The organism is Streptomonospora arabica, from assembly GCF_039531585.1.
In the GTDB taxonomy this organism is placed as follows: Bacteria; Actinomycetota; Actinomycetes; order Streptosporangiales; family Streptosporangiaceae; genus Streptomonospora; species Streptomonospora halophila.
In genome coordinates, this window is sequence record NZ_BAAAQI010000004.1 from 38349 (window position 1) to 53192 (window position 14844).

At 71.9% G+C, this 14844-nt stretch carries 15 protein-coding genes; 9 read left to right on the forward strand and 6 right to left on the reverse strand.

Features of this window, described 5'->3' with window-relative positions:
• Nucleotides 1-100: 100 nt before the first annotated feature.
• Genes ABD284_RS08670 through ABD284_RS08680 form a run of 3 tightly spaced genes read left to right on the forward strand, consistent with a single transcriptional unit; the run spans nucleotide 101 to nucleotide 2756 of the window.
• A complete protein-coding gene (locus ABD284_RS08670; RefSeq protein ID WP_344142083.1) occupies nucleotides 101-1327 on the forward strand; it encodes an Ldh family oxidoreductase in 1227 nt (408 codons plus the stop codon).
• Nucleotides 1327-2307, forward strand: a complete 981-nt coding sequence (locus ABD284_RS08675; RefSeq protein ID WP_344142084.1) for a Gfo/Idh/MocA family protein — start codon at nucleotides 1327-1329, stop codon at nucleotides 2305-2307. Before ABD284_RS08670 ends, ABD284_RS08675 begins: the two co-directional genes overlap by 1 nt.
• A complete protein-coding gene (locus ABD284_RS08680; RefSeq protein WP_344142086.1) occupies nucleotides 2304-2756 on the forward strand; it encodes a DUF6917 domain-containing protein in 453 nt (150 codons plus the stop codon). Before ABD284_RS08675 ends, ABD284_RS08680 begins: the two co-directional genes overlap by 4 nt.
• A gap of 201 nt (nucleotides 2757-2957) precedes the next feature.
• Here the strand turns inward: ABD284_RS08680 and ABD284_RS08685 are convergent, their stop codons facing one another.
• From ABD284_RS08685 to ABD284_RS08695, 3 genes are all read right to left on the reverse strand, one after another.
• Nucleotides 2958-3485 carry an EF-hand domain-containing protein gene (locus tag ABD284_RS08685; protein ID WP_344142087.1) on the reverse strand — a complete coding sequence of 176 codons (528 nt, stop codon included), beginning with the start codon at nucleotides 3483-3485 and terminating at the stop codon, nucleotides 2958-2960.
• Nucleotides 3486-4074: 589 nt separating this feature from the next.
• Nucleotides 4075-4785 (reverse strand): acetate uptake transporter family protein, encoded by a 711-nt coding sequence (locus ABD284_RS08690; RefSeq protein ID WP_344142089.1) that lies wholly within the window; start codon nucleotides 4783-4785, stop codon nucleotides 4075-4077.
• A 317-nt stretch (nucleotides 4786-5102) separates the two neighbouring features.
• Nucleotides 5103-6209 carry an oxygenase MpaB family protein gene (locus ABD284_RS08695; RefSeq protein WP_344142090.1) on the reverse strand — a complete coding sequence of 369 codons (1107 nt, stop codon included), beginning with the start codon at nucleotides 6207-6209 and terminating at the stop codon, nucleotides 5103-5105.
• Between the two features lie 361 nt (nucleotides 6210-6570).
• On the opposite strand from ABD284_RS08695, the gene ABD284_RS08700 reads away from it, so the two are divergent.
• From ABD284_RS08700 to ABD284_RS08715, 4 genes are all read left to right on the forward strand, one after another.
• Nucleotides 6571-7542, forward strand: a complete 972-nt coding sequence (locus tag ABD284_RS08700) for a DUF1206 domain-containing protein (RefSeq protein ID WP_344142092.1) — start codon at nucleotides 6571-6573, stop codon at nucleotides 7540-7542.
• A 98-nt stretch (nucleotides 7543-7640) separates the two neighbouring features.
• On the forward strand, nucleotides 7641-8396 hold the full coding sequence (locus tag ABD284_RS08705; protein ID WP_344142094.1) for a DUF4429 domain-containing protein: 756 nt from the start codon (nucleotides 7641-7643) through the stop codon (nucleotides 8394-8396).
• Between the two features lie 670 nt (nucleotides 8397-9066).
• Nucleotides 9067-9288, forward strand: coding sequence for a hypothetical protein (locus ABD284_RS08710; RefSeq protein ID WP_344142095.1), 222 nt, complete (start codon nucleotides 9067-9069; stop codon nucleotides 9286-9288).
• 754 nt (nucleotides 9289-10042) lie between these two features.
• Nucleotides 10043-11584: a tetratricopeptide repeat protein gene (locus ABD284_RS08715; protein WP_344142096.1), complete on the forward strand. Its 1542-nt coding sequence runs from the start codon at nucleotides 10043-10045 to the stop codon at nucleotides 11582-11584.
• A gap of 105 nt (nucleotides 11585-11689) precedes the next feature.
• On the opposite strand, the gene ABD284_RS08720 is transcribed toward ABD284_RS08715, so the two are convergent.
• Nucleotides 11690-11971, reverse strand: coding sequence for a hypothetical protein (locus ABD284_RS08720; RefSeq protein ID WP_344142097.1), 282 nt, complete (start codon nucleotides 11969-11971; stop codon nucleotides 11690-11692).
• A gap of 7 nt (nucleotides 11972-11978) precedes the next feature.
• Nucleotides 11979-12443 carry an ATP-binding protein gene (locus ABD284_RS08725; protein ID WP_344142098.1) on the reverse strand — a complete coding sequence of 155 codons (465 nt, stop codon included), beginning with the start codon at nucleotides 12441-12443 and terminating at the stop codon, nucleotides 11979-11981.
• 431 nt (nucleotides 12444-12874) lie between these two features.
• Between ABD284_RS08725 and ABD284_RS08730 the strand changes: the two genes are divergently transcribed.
• Entirely contained in the window at nucleotides 12875-13699 is an 825-nt protein-coding gene (locus ABD284_RS08730) for a helix-turn-helix domain-containing protein (RefSeq protein ID WP_344142099.1), read from the forward strand.
• Nucleotides 13683-13913 (forward strand): DUF397 domain-containing protein, encoded by a 231-nt coding sequence (locus ABD284_RS08735; protein WP_344142100.1) that lies wholly within the window; start codon nucleotides 13683-13685, stop codon nucleotides 13911-13913. Before ABD284_RS08730 ends, ABD284_RS08735 begins: the two co-directional genes overlap by 17 nt.
• A gap of 27 nt (nucleotides 13914-13940) precedes the next feature.
• Here ABD284_RS08735 and ABD284_RS08740 read toward each other — a convergent pair whose 3' ends face one another.
• Nucleotides 13941-14840 (reverse strand): alpha/beta fold hydrolase, encoded by a 900-nt coding sequence (locus ABD284_RS08740; RefSeq protein WP_344142102.1) that lies wholly within the window; start codon nucleotides 14838-14840, stop codon nucleotides 13941-13943.
• Between the last annotated feature and the right edge of the window lie 4 nt (nucleotides 14841-14844).

Sequence of the window (14844 nt, forward strand, 5' to 3'; positions counted from 1 at the left end):
GTCCGGCGGCCCCCTCCCGCGGCGGGCCGCCGGACCGGTGCCGGACCTGCCGAGGGACGCAATCCCAGTACACGACGAGGAGAGGAAGGCGGTACCCACCGTGGTAGCCCCAGACACGCAGCAGTCCCCGGCCGCGGGGGGGGGGGGAGCCGGCACCCCGGCTCCCCCCGCCCCCGTTCCGGAACCGGGCGCCCCGCCTGAGCCGCACGGCGGCGGCCAGCACGTCTTCGCCGCCGAACTTCTCGCCTTCACCGAGCGCCTGTTCGCCGCGCACGGCCTGCCGTCCGAGCGCGCCCGGGCCGCCGCCGAGGCCCTGTGCTACGGCGACCTGTGCGGCCACCCTTCCCATGGGCTGGCCAACCTCGCGCGCATCTACCTGCCCGCGCTCGCCGACGGCCGCGTGGACCCCCGGGCGCGGCCGCGCACCCTGGCCGACAACGGCGCGTCCCTGCTGATCGACGCCTGCCGCGCGCCGGGCCTGTGGCAGGCGGGCGCGGCCGTGGACACGGCTGTGCAGCGGGCGCGGGAGTACGGGGTCGGACTGGTGTCGGTGCGCGGCGCCACCCACTTCGGCTGCGCCGGCCACCATGCGGCGCGCGCCGCCGAGCACGGCATGATCGGCGTCGTCGCGGCCAACTGCGGCCGCCAGCGCATCGCTCCGCCGCCCGGTGGGCTGGCTCCGCTGCTGGGCACCAACCCGCTCAGCGTCGCCGCGCCCGCTCTGCCCGGTCACCCGTTCGTGCTGGACATGAGCACGACCGCGGCTCCCACGGGCCGCGTGCGCGAGGCCGCGCGGGCGGGGCGCAGCGTCCCCGCCGGCTGGCTGGCGGACTCCGCCGGCGATACCGTCACCGACCCCGCGGCCTTCGACCGCGGCGACGCGCACCTGCTGTGGCTGGGCGCGGGCGCCTCGGCCCGCTCCGGCGGCGCGTACAAGGGGTTCGGACTGGCGCTGGCCGTGGAGGTGCTGGCGGCGCTGCTGCCCGGCGCGGGCCTCGGCCCCGTGCAGGCGGACCGGAGGGGCGACGGCCGCAGCGACGACGACATCGGCTTCCTCGCTGCTGCCGTCGCCCCGGACCGGTTGCGCGAAGGCTTCGGGGCCGACGCCGGCGACCTGTTCTCAGCGGTGCTGGCAGCGCCGCCGACCGACGCCGAGTCGCCGGTGCGCTACCCGGGCTGGCACGAGGCCGAGTCGGCGCTGCGCCACCGCCGCGACGGCGTCCGGCTGCCGTCCGCGCTCCTGCGCGAACTCGCCGAGGCCGCCGAGGCCGCGGGGGTCGCGGGGGTCGCGGGGGTCGCGGCGCCGCCTGTCGTCGGAGGGCGCTGATGCCCGAGACCCCCCTGCGCGTCGGCGTCATCGGTCTGGGCGCCATCTCCCGCTTCTACCTGGCCGCGCTGGAGAGCATGCCGTCGCTGCGGCTGGCGGCGGTGTGCGACCGCCGCCCCGAGGCGCTCGCCGCGCTGCGCGGCCGCGTCCGCTGCTACGCGGACCACCGCGAGATGCTCTCCAGCGGCGGGCTCGACGCGGCGGTGGTCAGTGCGCCCAACCACATGCACGCGCCGCTGTGCCGCGACGTGCTGGCCGCCGGCGTGCCGGTCTGCGTGGAGAAGCCACTGGCCCTCCTGCCCTCCGACGGCGAGGCGCTGCGGGCCGAGGCCCGGCTGCGCGGTGTCACGCTGTTCACCGCCTTCCACCGGCGCTACAACCGCGCCGTGCGCGCCCTCGCCGAACGGCTGCCCGAGGGGGTGCCGGTGGCCGAGGTGCGTGTGCGCTACCTGGAGCGGATCGAGGACCACATCGGCCGCGACTCCTGGTACCTGGACCCGGACCGCAGCGGCGGGGGATGTGTGGCGGACAACGGCCCCAACGCCTTCGACCTGGCACGGATGCTGCTGGGTGAGCTTTCGGTGGCCGAGGCGCACATCGCCCGCGACCGCGAGGCGGTCGACCGGCGAGCCGCGGTCCGGCTGATCTCCGCAGACAGCGCCACCGCGGCGGTGGAGCTGGACTGGTCCTACGACGGCGAGCTCAAGGACGTCTGGGTGCGGCTGGCCGACGGGAGGACCGACTCCGCCGACATGCTGGGCGGCTTCCCGGGCTTCAAGGACTCGCTGTGGCACGAGTACCGGGGCGTGCTGGGCGACTTCGAGAGCCGTCTGCGCAGCCCCGGCACGCGGGACGACGACGGCGGGCCGGCGGCGCTCGCCCTCGTGGACGCCGCCTACCGGTCCGAGTGCCGGGCGCGGCCCGGAGGGGAGCCGGTGCCCGAGGGCACCGCAAACGACGCGGAAGGAGCGGGCCGGTGATCGGGGAGGACGGGCCCAAGCGGGCGGTCACGGGCACGGTGGTCAAGGTGCTGATCCATCGGCGCGAGGAGCGCGGGATGGAGCTGCTGGCGTTCGCCGGCCGGTGTGTGCGGGCGGGCGAGGTGCACGAGCTGGTCGCCACCGACCACGCGGAGACGGCGGCGGGGTCGCGGATCGACCGCGTCGCGTTCCTCGGCTTCGCCGAGATGGAGTGCGCGGGCGTCGTCGACCGCGGTGACGAGCTGCGGGTGAACGGGCGCGTGGTCGGTACCGTGCTGGGGTTCGACGGGTGCCACTTCCCCAACCACTACAACATCCTCGTGCACACCCGCTCCCCGCTGACGGGCGACGAACTGGGGCTGCGGCCGGAGGACCGGGTCGAGTTCGCGCCCGCGTCCCGGACCGGGGGGCCGACCGCCGCGGCGGCGGGGGCGGGCCGAGCGGGCTGAGCGGGAGCCTTCGAAAGCGGCACCGGCTCCGGTGCCGGAGCGGCGCCGGTGCCGCTCCGGCGGATCGGACGGATCCGAGGGATCCGGTCGGACACCGCATCGCCGCCGGGCGTGCCCGAGGGGATCGGGGCGCGCCCGGCGGCAGGAACCGGGGCCGCCCACACCCCCTGTGCTGTGGGCGGCCCAGGCACAGCTGACCGGTTACCGGCCGAGGAGCGGGACGTCGGCGCGCCCCAGGTGGTAGTCGCGCACGGCGGCCATGAGCTCGTCGACGGTCAGATAGCCGTTGCTGTTGGTGTCGACGCTGCGGAAGACGGCCTGGGGGTCGCCTGCCACGCCGACCGCGTCGAGCCAGCGCGCGAACTCGTCGGGGCTGACCCGGCCGTCGCCGTCCTGGTCGAGGAGGTCCACGATCGCCCTGATGGTCGGACGCAGCACGCGGCTGAAGCCTTCATCGCCCTGGCTGATGATCTCGGCCTCGGCGACCTCCGCGAACTCGTCGGCGTTGAGCGAGGTCTTGCCGGCCTTGCTCGACAGGTAGTCCCACATCTGCGTGTAGGCGTCGAAGACCGCGCGGCCGCGGGGAGTGGTGTCGTCCTCACCGAGGTTGCGCATGATCTCGCGCGCCTCGGCCTCGAAGTCGGAGCGGTCGATGGTTCCGTCGCCGTTGTTGTCCCAGTGCGCGAACCGCTCGTTCAGCCGCTCGCGCTCTTTCACGCCGTTCGCCATAATCGACCCTTCATATAAATGAACGATGGACACGCGGAGGTGCCGTGCAACCGGCAGGCGAAGCTTCGCAAGAAATACATTACCACCGCGCGTGCCGCCGCATAAAGAAAATCCGGCGTCGAATAAGGGGAGATCTTTCGCGCGGCATCCGGCGCCTTCGACGGCACTGCCGATATTTCGGAACAAATCACAGGAAAAGCTCCGTCGATTCGCCGCGTTCGCTCGGGTATGCCGCGGTTGGCCACTGATCCGGAAATTCGCCGCATGTCCGTCTTCGCGTGCCCCTGGAAAACGGCCGGCGCTTTCCCCTTTCCCTGTTTCACTGTTCAGGAGGCCCGAAATTCGGGTAGCGGACTCCCGCATCCTTTTTCACCGTGATCGGGCGCCGAAGTCCCTCCACGCGCCCGAGCACGCGCGAACCGCACCGCAGGACGCCGCCGGGAATCGCCTGCAGCGCCCCCGTCGGCCGCGGCACGACGATGCGAAGCCTCCTCGTCGTGTGCGCCGGGCGCGGCGAGCGGCGGCGCGCGAGCCCGTCCGCCGAGCGCCGACAGTGCCGGGGCGGAGCCCCCTGCCGGCGCGTGCTGAATCAGAGCTGCTCGCGCACGCCGGCTTCGCGCTCGATGCTGCCCAACTGGGAGCCGAGGTTGCCCCGCATCGATGCCCGGCTGCCGCCCCGGCGGAACACGGGCAGGATCGTGCGCTTGCTGATGTCCTCGATGAGCAGCGCGAGCGCACCGTAGAGGGCCAGCACGCTCAACGCGACCCCCGCTGTTCCGGAGATCGTCGCCCATATCGGCGCCCCGGTCAGCTCGTAGCCGGCGGTCAGCGCGAAGCGCGCCGAGGCCGCCAGCAGCACGGCCGCGGCCAGCAGCTTGCCCGTCGCCGCACCCGCTGCGGGCACGAGCAGGCCCACCGAAACCGCCAGCATCAGCACACCGAGCGTGGGAACGGCGATCACGCCCGGCGGGGAGGTCAGCGAGACCACCGCGGTGGACAGCCAGGTACCGCCCAGCATTCCCATTCCGGTCCCGACCACGATGTCGCGGCCCAGGAAGCCGAAAACACAGCCGAGCAGCTGCAGCGGGAAGGCGAAGGCGATCAGCACCAGGGACACGTGGTCCCGCTCGCTTGCGGGCAGCCAGCCCAGTTGGAGCGAGCTGAGCATCAGGGTGGCCACCGCCAGCGCCATGAAGCCCACCGGTGCGGGGCTGGCGATGGGGCGCAGGCCGATACGCACGGCCGGCCGGTCCGGATCGGTCCCTTCGTCCGACGCGCTCTCGGGGGCGGGTCCGGTCACGGTGGCTCCTCGGCGACTCGCTTCCGCGCCGGACACCGCGTGTCGCCGGCGCGGCCCGGCCGGCGGCCCGGTCACCGCACCGGAGACCCTCGGGGCGGGGACGCGCGCTGCGCGGGCCGCCGCCCGCGTGCCGCCGCGGCTCGGGCGGCCGAAGCGGCGTGAGCCGAGCCGCACTGCCTACCCGGGCACCGTAGCGCGCGGCCGCCGCGCCGATCGCGGCGGCCTCCGCACGGCGCCGGCCCGGCAGTCCGTGGGGGAGCCGGGGGCCGCCTGCGCCGACCGCCTCTTCGGACGAGGCGGCCGACGCCTGCCGCCGGTCAGCCGATGCGGTCGGCCATCTGCGGCTCGGTCTCCTGCCCGGCGGTGAACGCCTCACGGCAGACGCGCTCCACCGCCTTGCCCAGATGCCCGATGACCTCGTCGGACACGGGGTTGTGCCCGACCGGGGAGCCCAGCAGCGTTGAGGCGCCCACCGACGCGGCGTCGGCGCCGAGGTCGAACGCGGAGGTCGGCACCTCGACCATGTCGGCGAACCGGTCGGACAGCGCTTGGCGCAGGAACGCCGGTACCGCGCCCTCCAAGCCCGGCGGCATGTAGGACTCGTACAGGTCGATGCACTCCCGGGTGAGCAGGATGCCCTCCTCGCTGGAGGCCCACTCGTGCTCGCGCCCCTCGTGCCAGAGGTCGGCGGCACGCGTGTGGGAGCTCATCGCCTCGTGGATGTAGGTGTCGGGAACCCCGAGGAAGTGGGCGACGATCGCCCAGGCGTACATGAACCCCTCGGCCTCGTCGCGATCCACCGTCAGCCCGATGTTCTCCATGCCGTCGAGCACGCCCACCGAGAACACCAGCGCCGCTCCGGCCGTGTAGAGCTGGGAGACGGGCATGCCCATCGCCTCGTAGTCCCATTCGCCCGAGCGGCGGTGCAGCTCCCGGATCGCCGCGTGCACCAGCCTCACCTTCTGGCAGGTCGGCACGAGCTTCGAGTGCTCGGTGAAAGCGTCGGAGTCGCCCATGCCCATGAAGATCCGCGTCGACTGGGAGAGCCGTCGGTGCGGCTGGTGGGAGAGCCGGTGGGTGGAGTGCAGCGTGTAGGCGCCCACCGGCGAGAGGTAGGTGCCCACGAGCCCCACTGTCGCCTGCATCGCCGAGGCGGCCATGTGGTGGTGTCGGAAGAATGCGGCGGTGTCGCGCAGGCGCGAGTCCTCCACCCAGTCGGGGAAGGCGCGCGTGGACTCGAAGAACTCGCGCAGCGCGCCGGGGGTCTGCCCCGGGATCGGGGAATCGGCCGCGCCGATCTCGCGGAAGAGGTTGTTGACGCTGTTGATCCGGCCTTCGTCCAGCAGTTCCTTGACGACCTCATCGGCGAGGGGGTCGCCCAGGTCGCGCAGTTCGGCGGCGAAGCCGGTGTAGTCCATGGCCATGCGGTGGCCTCCTGTGCACGCGGTCAAGGGTCCGTCGGCGCGCGGTCGCGGCCCCGTGTCCGCGGCGCAGTGCCGCTGCTGGGGGGACGTTGCGACGCATTCGGGAACTCTCCGAATCCGTGCGGTCACCGCGGGTCCGATCGCCGTGGCGTACCTGCTCCCGGCACCGGCACGGCAAACGTTCCACGCGATCCTGGAATGCCAGGTCAGAGCCCGGATTCGGTCACGGTCGCGCACCCGCTACCCCGGACCGCAACCAGTGCGCCGGCCGGGAGGAGGCCCGAGCCCTCGTGCGCGCCGCCGCGGATCGGGCGGTGGCGGCGGTGTTTGCCCGCACCGGGCCGGGGCAAGCGGGACAGGTATGTTCGCGCTCCGCGGCCCCGGACGGGAGGACCGCAAGATCGGGCGCCCGCACCGGGGCGGCACGTCCGATCGCCGCCCCGTCGACCGCCGGTCCGCTCCTCCGGCCGAGGCGCCGAGCGGAGACGGCGAGGCGGCCGCGGACCCGGCGAAGGAGACCGAGCGCAAGGCGCGCGGCGCCGGCGGCGACGCCGCAGGCAGTACGGCCCTGCGGTTCTCGGCCCGCGTGGGCCTCGTCGCCAAGGGCCTGCTCTACGTGCTGGTGGGCTACATCAGCGCCCACATCGCCGCCACCGGCCACTCCGGCGAGCAGGCCAGCGCCCGCGGCGCACTGGAGATGGTGGCGGCCACCCCCGTCGGCGGGATCGCGCTCTGGGTCGCGCTCGGCGGCCTCGGCGGCCTCGCGCTGCGTGAACTGGCCCTGCTCGTCTTCGGCGCGCGGTTGCGGGTGTGGACCACGCGGCGGGTCGCCGCCGTCGGCCGCAGCGTCGTCTACGGCCTGCTGTTCGCCACGGTCCTGCGGGTAGCGGTCGGCGCGGCGGCGACCAACCAGGACCGGCGCAGCGAGCACCTGACGGCGCAGCTGCTGTCGCTGCCCTACGGCCGGGTCCTGGTAGCGCTGATCGGTCTGACGCTCGTCGGGTTCGGCGCGGCGCTGGCGTTCACCATGGTCCGCAGGAACGCCTACACCCACGACATCGACTTCGCCGCGATGCCGCGCCGGCTGCGCCCGGCCGTGGTGGCGATCAACATTCCCGGCAACCTGGCGCGGCTGTCGATCGTCACGCTGGCCGGCGCTTTCGTGGTCCGGGCGGCGCTGGTCCGGGCTCCGGACAGCACGCAGGGCCTGGACGACACGCTGCGGACGGTCAGCCAGGCCCCCGCCGGACCGCTGCTGCTGGGCGCCATCGCCTTCGGCCTGGTCTCCTACGGGCTGTACTGCTTCTGCAAGGCCCGGTGGATGCGGCCGTAGCGGGCGCGCACGAGCCGCAGGGGAACACGGCCGGGACCGGACGCCCGAGGACGGTGCCGGGTCGGCAGGACGGGGCTCGGCGTCTAGGATCGGCGTCCATGGACGTGTTGCGCGGCGATCGGGCGGAGTGGACCTTCGACGGCGAGTCGGTCGACATCCGCTTCCACACAGGCGCGTTCAAGGACGCCATGCTCAAGGAGCTGGGCCGGTGCACGGTCCCCGTGTCGGCGATCTCCGCTGTCGACTTCGACCTGGCCGACAGCAGGCGAAAGCGCTGGACGCTGCGACTGCGGCTGCACGACCGGACCGACCCCTACGCCGCCGCGGGCGCGATGCTGAGCGAGGGCTCGGAGCCCTTCCGGCTGGTGGGGCCGGCGAGCAGCGAACTGGTCGCCGAGTACCTCGCCGACCAGATCCGCTTCGCCGCGCACCGTGCGGCCGAGGAGGCCGGCGGCTCAGGCCCCGACCCCCGCCTGGCGACCCGCCTCGTGCGCCCGCTGCCCCTGCACATCCAGACGTCGGAGGGCGCCGCCGTGTTCGACGGCGCGACGGTGCGGCTGATCTGGACCGGCGTCTCGGCGGCCGCGCGCAAGAAGAAGGCGCATCGCCGCGAAATCCGGCTCAGCGAGCTCACCGGCGTCGAATGGGTGCCCTCGGACGGCTGGGAGTACGGCCACCTCCGCCTCAACACGGTCGAGGCGGTGCGGACCGAGGTGACCAAGCCCAAGCACGACCTCGCGTGCCTGCTCTGCGACGAGGGCAAAGAGGGCGCCCGGGCCCTCATGATGGCCGCCACCATCACCGCCCACCTGTGGGCGCGCGACCAGGGCGCGATGGGGGAACTGGAGTCCTGACCACCGGGGCCGCGTGCGGGGAACCGCAGGCGCGGCCGGAGCCGCCGCACGCACCGGGAAGCCGCTCCATGAGCGGAGGTCAGTGCGGTGCCGTCATCTTCCGCGACAACTGCTGTGCAGGTTCCGACGAGGCTCAAGCCGCCGATTCGTAGAGGGTGCGGGCACGATGGTTGCGCGACTTGACGTCCAGCAGGCCCCATGCGCACTTCGGTACCCGAAGGCGCGGTCGAGGACCGCAGCGAGCAGGGCCCCACCCGTTGCCCCGCCCCGCGATGGGCCGACGCTATGGCCATGCGCCGCACGCCGCTGAAGCACAGCGACGCCAATGGTGGAACCGGCGTCCGCAGGCATCATGTGCTCTGGTCCGGATCCCCGAGCGCCCGCGCGTGCCACGCCTTCCCGGATTCCCCCAGGCGCACCCGCGCGTGGACCTCGGCCTCTCCGCTCACCAGCTCCGGAGGCCGACTCAGCGATGCAGCGAAGAGTCGGCATGGAGGGAAGGCATCCCACCGCCTCGTCCCGCGACAGGCTCCGCTGGCCAGCACTTCGGCGAATTTCCCCGGGCCAAGTACGTCATTGTCGTAGTCCCTACGACCGGAATCACCCTGGAAAGCCCGAATTACGCATGTTAGCGTGAGTTTGCCCGCCCTCTATCGAAAGCAGGATAACCATGAAACTCACCTTGCTCGCGAAGGACAAGCTGTCCGGCGGCAAAGGATGCCCCTCGGTCTACGTCGCCGACACAGGCGACCTGGTCGTTCAGGGTGTAGAGCTGACCGGTTCCGAGATGTCTGAAGTACAGAACCCTCTCGAAGGAGAGGCGGCGGTCCGCATCGATCCGGAGATCGTGATCGAGGCGATCGAGCGATTCAGACAGAGCGAAACCGCTTAGAGTGGGTTGACCGGAGACCTTTCCGAGTTCCATGCGTCCCCGATAGCCCGCCGATCTTGTAGCTACTGCCGCTGTCGGCGGCGTGTCGCGGCGGTAACTACAAAATCGGTGAGAACACGAAGCCGGTGAAGGTTCATTGCCACCACCGGGGCTGCGGCAGTGGGTGCGGTTCGCGTAGCGCGCGGCACAGCCCGCCGCCGAGCGCACGCTGGACGTTTCGGACGGAGCCGCACCGCCGGTGGCCGGGGCTCGGCTCGGCGGAGCGGTGCGGCTTGTGCTCGACGGCGAGCCGTCATCGGCGCTTCGCGCGTGCGGACCCCATTGCCTCAGCTTCTCAGGCGCCCATCCCGCGAGTTTCCCTGAGGCTCCTGCCGGACCCTGTCACGACTGGCGCTTGCGCCCTCCTGAACACGCGTGATTCGCGTTCGCCGCTTCTCCCGGCAATCCAGTGTTTCCATCCCTGAACGACCATAGGTGCCGGATGGATTTAAACCAGGAGAACGCCGCATAGCCGGGTGAATCGCCGTTCGACTGACACGACCATGCCCATGCCGATAAGAGTCAAGGCAGGAACGCCCTCTGACGAAAGGCTCCGCGTGGTCTCTTCAACCACTCGCCCTCCCGTCCGATCCCCGCAACACCCCAGGAGGCGCTGCTGCGCGAAGTCGCCATCGCAATCGAACGCATCATCACCGCCGACCTCGACGGCCGTCCCGCATTCCTCCGCCCCAGACTCAACGGAGCCTGAACACTCGTGGTCTTCTCCCTCCGCGAGGGGGCGCGCAAAGTGACGCTGGAGACGCTTTCGGTCGAGGAGTCGCTCGCCCTGCTGCGCGAGCACCTGGGTGCGGCGCGCGTCGACGCCGAGCCCCGCACCGCCCGCGCGCTGGTGGACCATTGCGCTCGACTGCCCCTGGCGCTGCGCGTCCTCGCCGAGCGGCTGAACGAACTGCCCGACCTCCCCCTCTCCACGATCGCGGCCGAGCTCTCCGCCGAGGACGAGCGGCTCGACGCGCTCGGCGTCACCGGCGACGAGCTGAGCGACGTCCGCGCGGTGTTCTCCGCCTCCTACAGCGCACTGCAGGACGAGGCCTCCGGGCTGTTCCGCAGCCTGGGCGTGTACCCCGGCGACGACTTCACCCCCGCCGGCTGCGCGGTCGCCGCCGGGCTCCGCCCTTCCCGGGCTCGGCGGCTGCTGGAGCAGTTGGCCGCGGCGAGCCTGGTGCAGCGGCTCAGGCACGACCGCTACCGCATGCACGACCTGCTGCGGGTCTACGCCGCGGAGCGGTTCCGCACCGAGGAGCCCGAAGGGCGCGAGGCCGCGGTGATCGAACGGCTGGGCGGCTGGTACCTGAGGAGCTCCCGAGAAGCGGTGCGTGTCATCCTGCCGAACTTCCGCTTCGTGCCGCTGGAGGGCTACGAGCGGGGCGACGCGCCGGAGTTCGGCTCGCCCGCGGACGCCGTCGCGTGGTTCGCCGCCGAACGCGACGGCATCGTGCAGACGCTGCGCGCCGCGCTCGAACAGCGGCTCGACGACCTCGCGTGGCGGCTGCCCGCGACCGCCTACCCGCTTTTCGAGTACGGGTGGCACTGGTCGGACTGGCGCGAGATCCACCTCATCGGCCTCGAAGCCGCGCGGGCCGCGGGCAGCCGGTACGGCGAGGCGCGCAACATGGTCGGGCTCGGCGACGCCGAGTGGTCGCGCGACGAGATCGCGACCGCCCTGGACGTCTACGAAGCCGCGCTGGCCGGTGCGCGCGAGGCGGGCGACGGCTGGACGGAGGGCTTCGCGCTGCGCCAGCTCGGTGAGCTGCGCTGGGAGCGCGACCGCGACCCGCAGGCTGAGGCGCTGCTGTGGGAGGCGACCCACGTGTTCCACCGCGCCGGCGAGCGGCGCGGCCGCGGCATGGCGCTGCTGAGCCTGGCCGCCTATGAGCGCGACGAGGGCCGCACCGGCGCCGCAGAGGAGCACGTCCGCGCCGCGATCGCGCTGTTCACCGAGATCGCCGACACCTGGACCGCGGCGTGGGCCGGCTGCAAGCTGGCCGCGGTCCTCTCAGCGGCGGGCCGCTTCGACGAGGCCGTGGCGGAGTACGAGGCGGCCACCGCGGTCTTCGAGGAGGCCCGCCACCTCGAAGGCGTCGCCGTGGCGCGCTCGGGCGCGGGCCGGGCGCTGGCCGCCGCCGACCGGCCCGAAGACGCGCGCACCCAGCTCACCGCCGCCCTGGACATCCTGGAGTCCATGGAAGACCCCAGGGCCGCGCAGGTGGAGGCCGAGATCGCAGACCTCGGCTAGGCGAACCGCGCCCGCCGGTCCCTGCCCCGCCGGCGTCTGCGGCCTGCAAGGCTTCCCTCGGCGCGGTCGGCCACCCCTGCGAGCCGACCGCGCCGGGGCGCGGTGTCACCCTTGGGTCGTGCGCAGGGACGGGGGAACCCAGCCCCAGCGCAGGGACCGCTCGGTGACGGTCAGGTGGTTGATCAACTCGATGAGCCAGCGCCGCTGCTCGTGGACGTCGGCGGCGCCCATGTGCAGTCGGGCTTGGACGCCCGGGGCGAGCGTGATGGTGAAGACCCTGCTCGGCGCATCGAAGCAGATGTCGAGTCCGTCGGTGTGCGGGCTGTCGATGACCGCGGGTTCGCGGTGGTCGCCGTGCGGGGCGCCGTCTGACTGTCGTGTGGTCATGGCCGCATCACCGCCGGGGGGTCGGAGAGTCGTATGGGGCGAGCGTGAAGTAGAGGCCGCGTCCCTCGGGCCGGACTCCCCAGGCGTCGGCGAAGGCGTCGATAAGGAGGAGGCCGCGCCCGGTTTCGTCGTCGCCGCCGGGCGTGCCGAGGGTGGGGACGGTGGCGGCGCCTTCGTCCTCGACGTCGACGGTGAGCGCGTCGCCGATGCGCACCCGGACGGTGAAGGTGCCGCCCGGCCGACTGCCCGACGCCGTGTGGCGCACGGCGTTGGCTGCGGACTCCGACAGCAGCAACGCGGCGATGGCTGCGGTCGACTCCGGTACCGGCGGGTCGGTCGCCCGGGAGAGAACGCCCTCCAGCCAGTGGCGAGCGTCGGCGACGCCGGTGCGGCGTCCGGGGAACGTGCGGGTGCGCGTACGGGTGCGGACGCGCGTGGGCGAGGGGGTGCGGGTGCGGGCGGCGGCGGTCATCGCCAACCTCCCCAGAACAGCGTGAAGTCGGGGAGGCGGGAGAAGCCGGAGACGAACAGCTCGCCGCGCTCCTGGATGAGCAGGACGTAGGGCCGGATGCGGGAGGAGAGCGCGTGTCGCGGCCGGTACCGGCGGCGGGAGCGTGGTGGTTGTGGCGGCGGTGGCAGTGGCGGTGGTTGGGCGGTTCGGGTCCGAATTGGGCCGATAGTGTTGCACACGGGTCTCCACCTGGTGTTGCAGGTTGGGGGTCAAGGCCCTGGTTCGGTGTTGCTGCACCGGCCAGGGCCGTTTTCGACTGCTTTGGCAGATCTCCTGCCGTGTCAATAGCCACCGTGTCACCTGCTCGCGGAGCTAGCCATAGGGGTGACATTGTTGTCGCTTGTTGCGGAAATCTGTAGCCGGTTGTATCCAGACTCTGGCAACCTGTTTCCATGAGCCGCGAAGAGCGAGCACGGTGGGCCAAGTTTGGCGATGAGATGCGAAAGGCAAGGGCTGCATCAGGTATGACGCAGCGCGACCTAGGCATCAAGGTCGGCCTGTCGCACGCCATGATCGGGGCGATCGAGCGAGCCCAACGTCGTCCACAAAAGGACCAAGTAGCCGATTTCGACACCACGTTGGCAACAGGCGGAATCCTGAGCCAGATCTGGGACGAGCTTACGACGGCGTCGAACGTACCTGCGGGCTTCCGCGACGTTCTTCACCTAGAGCAGCAGTCCCGGCAGATCAGGGAGTTCAACGCACAGATAGTTCCGGGGATCCTTCAGACGCGCGACTATGCGCGCGCCCTTATACGCACGCGGAGAATCACGTCCTCGCAGGAAGAGGTGGATCACCTGGTCGAGACCCGGCTGAATCGGCTGGAGAAGCTGCGGCAAGGAGAGCTTCCTCTGTTGTGGTTCGTCATCAGAGAGGCAGCGCTTACCCAGAACATGGGGAACCCAGCCATCATGCGGGGCCAGTTGGCGCATCTCACCAAGCTGTGCACGGAGGGCGTCGTTCGGATTCAGGTCATTCCCGATTCCGCGCCGGCTCCGGCAGCGCTGTGCGAGGCGTTCAGAGTGATGACCATCGAGGGGGCGAACACAATCGGGTATGTTGAGCATGCTCTTGGAGGAGAGGTCAAGGCACTAGCGCAGCAGGTAGACGACTTGATCACCTTCTTCGAGACTCTGCTGGGCGAGGCTCTATCGCCCTCCGCCTCCCTCGAACTCATAGGCACGATAAGCGGTGAGCACCATGGAGAGATGGACTAAGTCCAGCTACAGCAATGGGACGGGCGCCAACTGCGTAGAAGTTGCCTGGCGCAAGTCCAGCTACAGCACAGGCGGTGCCAACTGCGTCGAGGTCGCCACTCCGACGCCCTCCGTCCTCATTCGCGACACCCAGCACCGCCCCCTCGGCCACCTGGACTTCCCCGCCTCCGAGTGGGCGGCCTTCCTCACCGCCGCCAGGACTGCCGAGCTGTAACCCGACCTTCCTCTACTCCCCACTCCCCTACCCCGCAAGAAACCCGGTGAGGTGGTCGGCCACCTGGTCGGGCAGCTCCTCTTGGAGGGTGTGCCCGCAGGCCAGGCCCTGGCCGTCCACCGATCCGGTCGAGACCTCGCGCCAGGTCGCGAGCACGTCGTAGGTCCGGCCGACCGTGCCCTCGGCGCCCCACAGTGCCAGCAGCGGCTGTGTCAGCAGCCGTTCCACCGCCGCGTCCTCGCGGTCGTGGTCGAGGTCGATGCTCGCGGCGGCGCGGTAGTCCTCGCAGACCGCGTGCACCATGCGCGGATCGCGGTAGCAGCGCAGGTACTCCTGCACCAGGTCCTCCGCGGGCACACCTTCCGTACGGCTCTGCCCGCTCAGGTGCATGCGCAGGTAGGTCTCGGTGGCGCCGGCGATCATCTCCTCGGGCAGCGGCTCGGGCTGGATCAGGAAGAACCACCAGAAGTACCGGGTGGCGAAGTCCCTGTCGGCCCGCGCGTACATGGTGGCGGTGGGCGCGATGTCGAGAACCGCCAGCCGCTCGACCGCGCCCGGGTGGTCCAGCGCCATTCGGTGCGCAACCCGCCCGCCGCGGTCGTGCCCGACGACCGCGAAGCGCTCGTGGCCGAGCTCGCGCATCACGGCCACCTGATCGGCGGCCATCACCCGCTTGCTATAGGGGGCGTGGTCGCCGCCGCTGCCGGGCTTGGCCGAGTCGCCGTAGCCGCGCAGGTCGGTCGCGACCACGGTGAAGCGCTCCGCCAGCATCGGGGCGACGTCGCGCCAGGTGGCGTGGGTCTGCGGGTGCCCGTGCAGCAGCAGAACCGGCGGTCCGCTCCCGCCGGTCGCCGCGCGGATGCCGACGCCTTCCCCGGTGTCGAGGTCGGCCGCGTCGAACCCGGGGATGAGCGTCGTCGGAGCCACGTCT

What these genes read in the sequence shown, in the direction of transcription:
- ABD284_RS08710 (WP_344142095.1), top strand. Translation starts at nt 9,067, where the DNA reads ATGAAACTCACCTTGCTCGCGAAGGACAAGCTGTCCGGCGGCAAAGGA.
- ABD284_RS08730 (WP_344142099.1), top strand. Translation starts at nt 12,875, where the DNA reads ATGAGCCGCGAAGAGCGAGCACGGTGGGCCAAGTTTGGCGATGAGATG.
- ABD284_RS08735 (WP_344142100.1), top strand. Translation starts at nt 13,683, where the DNA reads ATGGAGAGATGGACTAAGTCCAGCTACAGCAATGGGACGGGCGCCAAC.
- ABD284_RS08675 (WP_344142084.1), top strand. Translation starts at nt 1,327, where the DNA reads ATGCCCGAGACCCCCCTGCGCGTCGGCGTCATCGGTCTGGGCGCCATC.
- ABD284_RS08705 (WP_344142094.1), top strand. Translation starts at nt 7,641, where the DNA reads ATGGACGTGTTGCGCGGCGATCGGGCGGAGTGGACCTTCGACGGCGAG.
- ABD284_RS08700 (WP_344142092.1), top strand. Translation starts at nt 6,571, where the DNA reads ATGTTCGCGCTCCGCGGCCCCGGACGGGAGGACCGCAAGATCGGGCGC.
- ABD284_RS08685 (WP_344142087.1), bottom strand. Translation starts at nt 3,485, where the DNA reads ATGGCGAACGGCGTGAAAGAGCGCGAGCGGCTGAACGAGCGGTTCGCG.
- ABD284_RS08695 (WP_344142090.1), bottom strand. Translation starts at nt 6,209, where the DNA reads ATGGCCATGGACTACACCGGCTTCGCCGCCGAACTGCGCGACCTGGGC.
- ABD284_RS08725 (WP_344142098.1), bottom strand. Translation starts at nt 12,443, where the DNA reads ATGACCGCCGCCGCCCGCACCCGCACCCCCTCGCCCACGCGCGTCCGC.
- ABD284_RS08720 (WP_344142097.1), bottom strand. Translation starts at nt 11,971, where the DNA reads ATGACCACACGACAGTCAGACGGCGCCCCGCACGGCGACCACCGCGAA.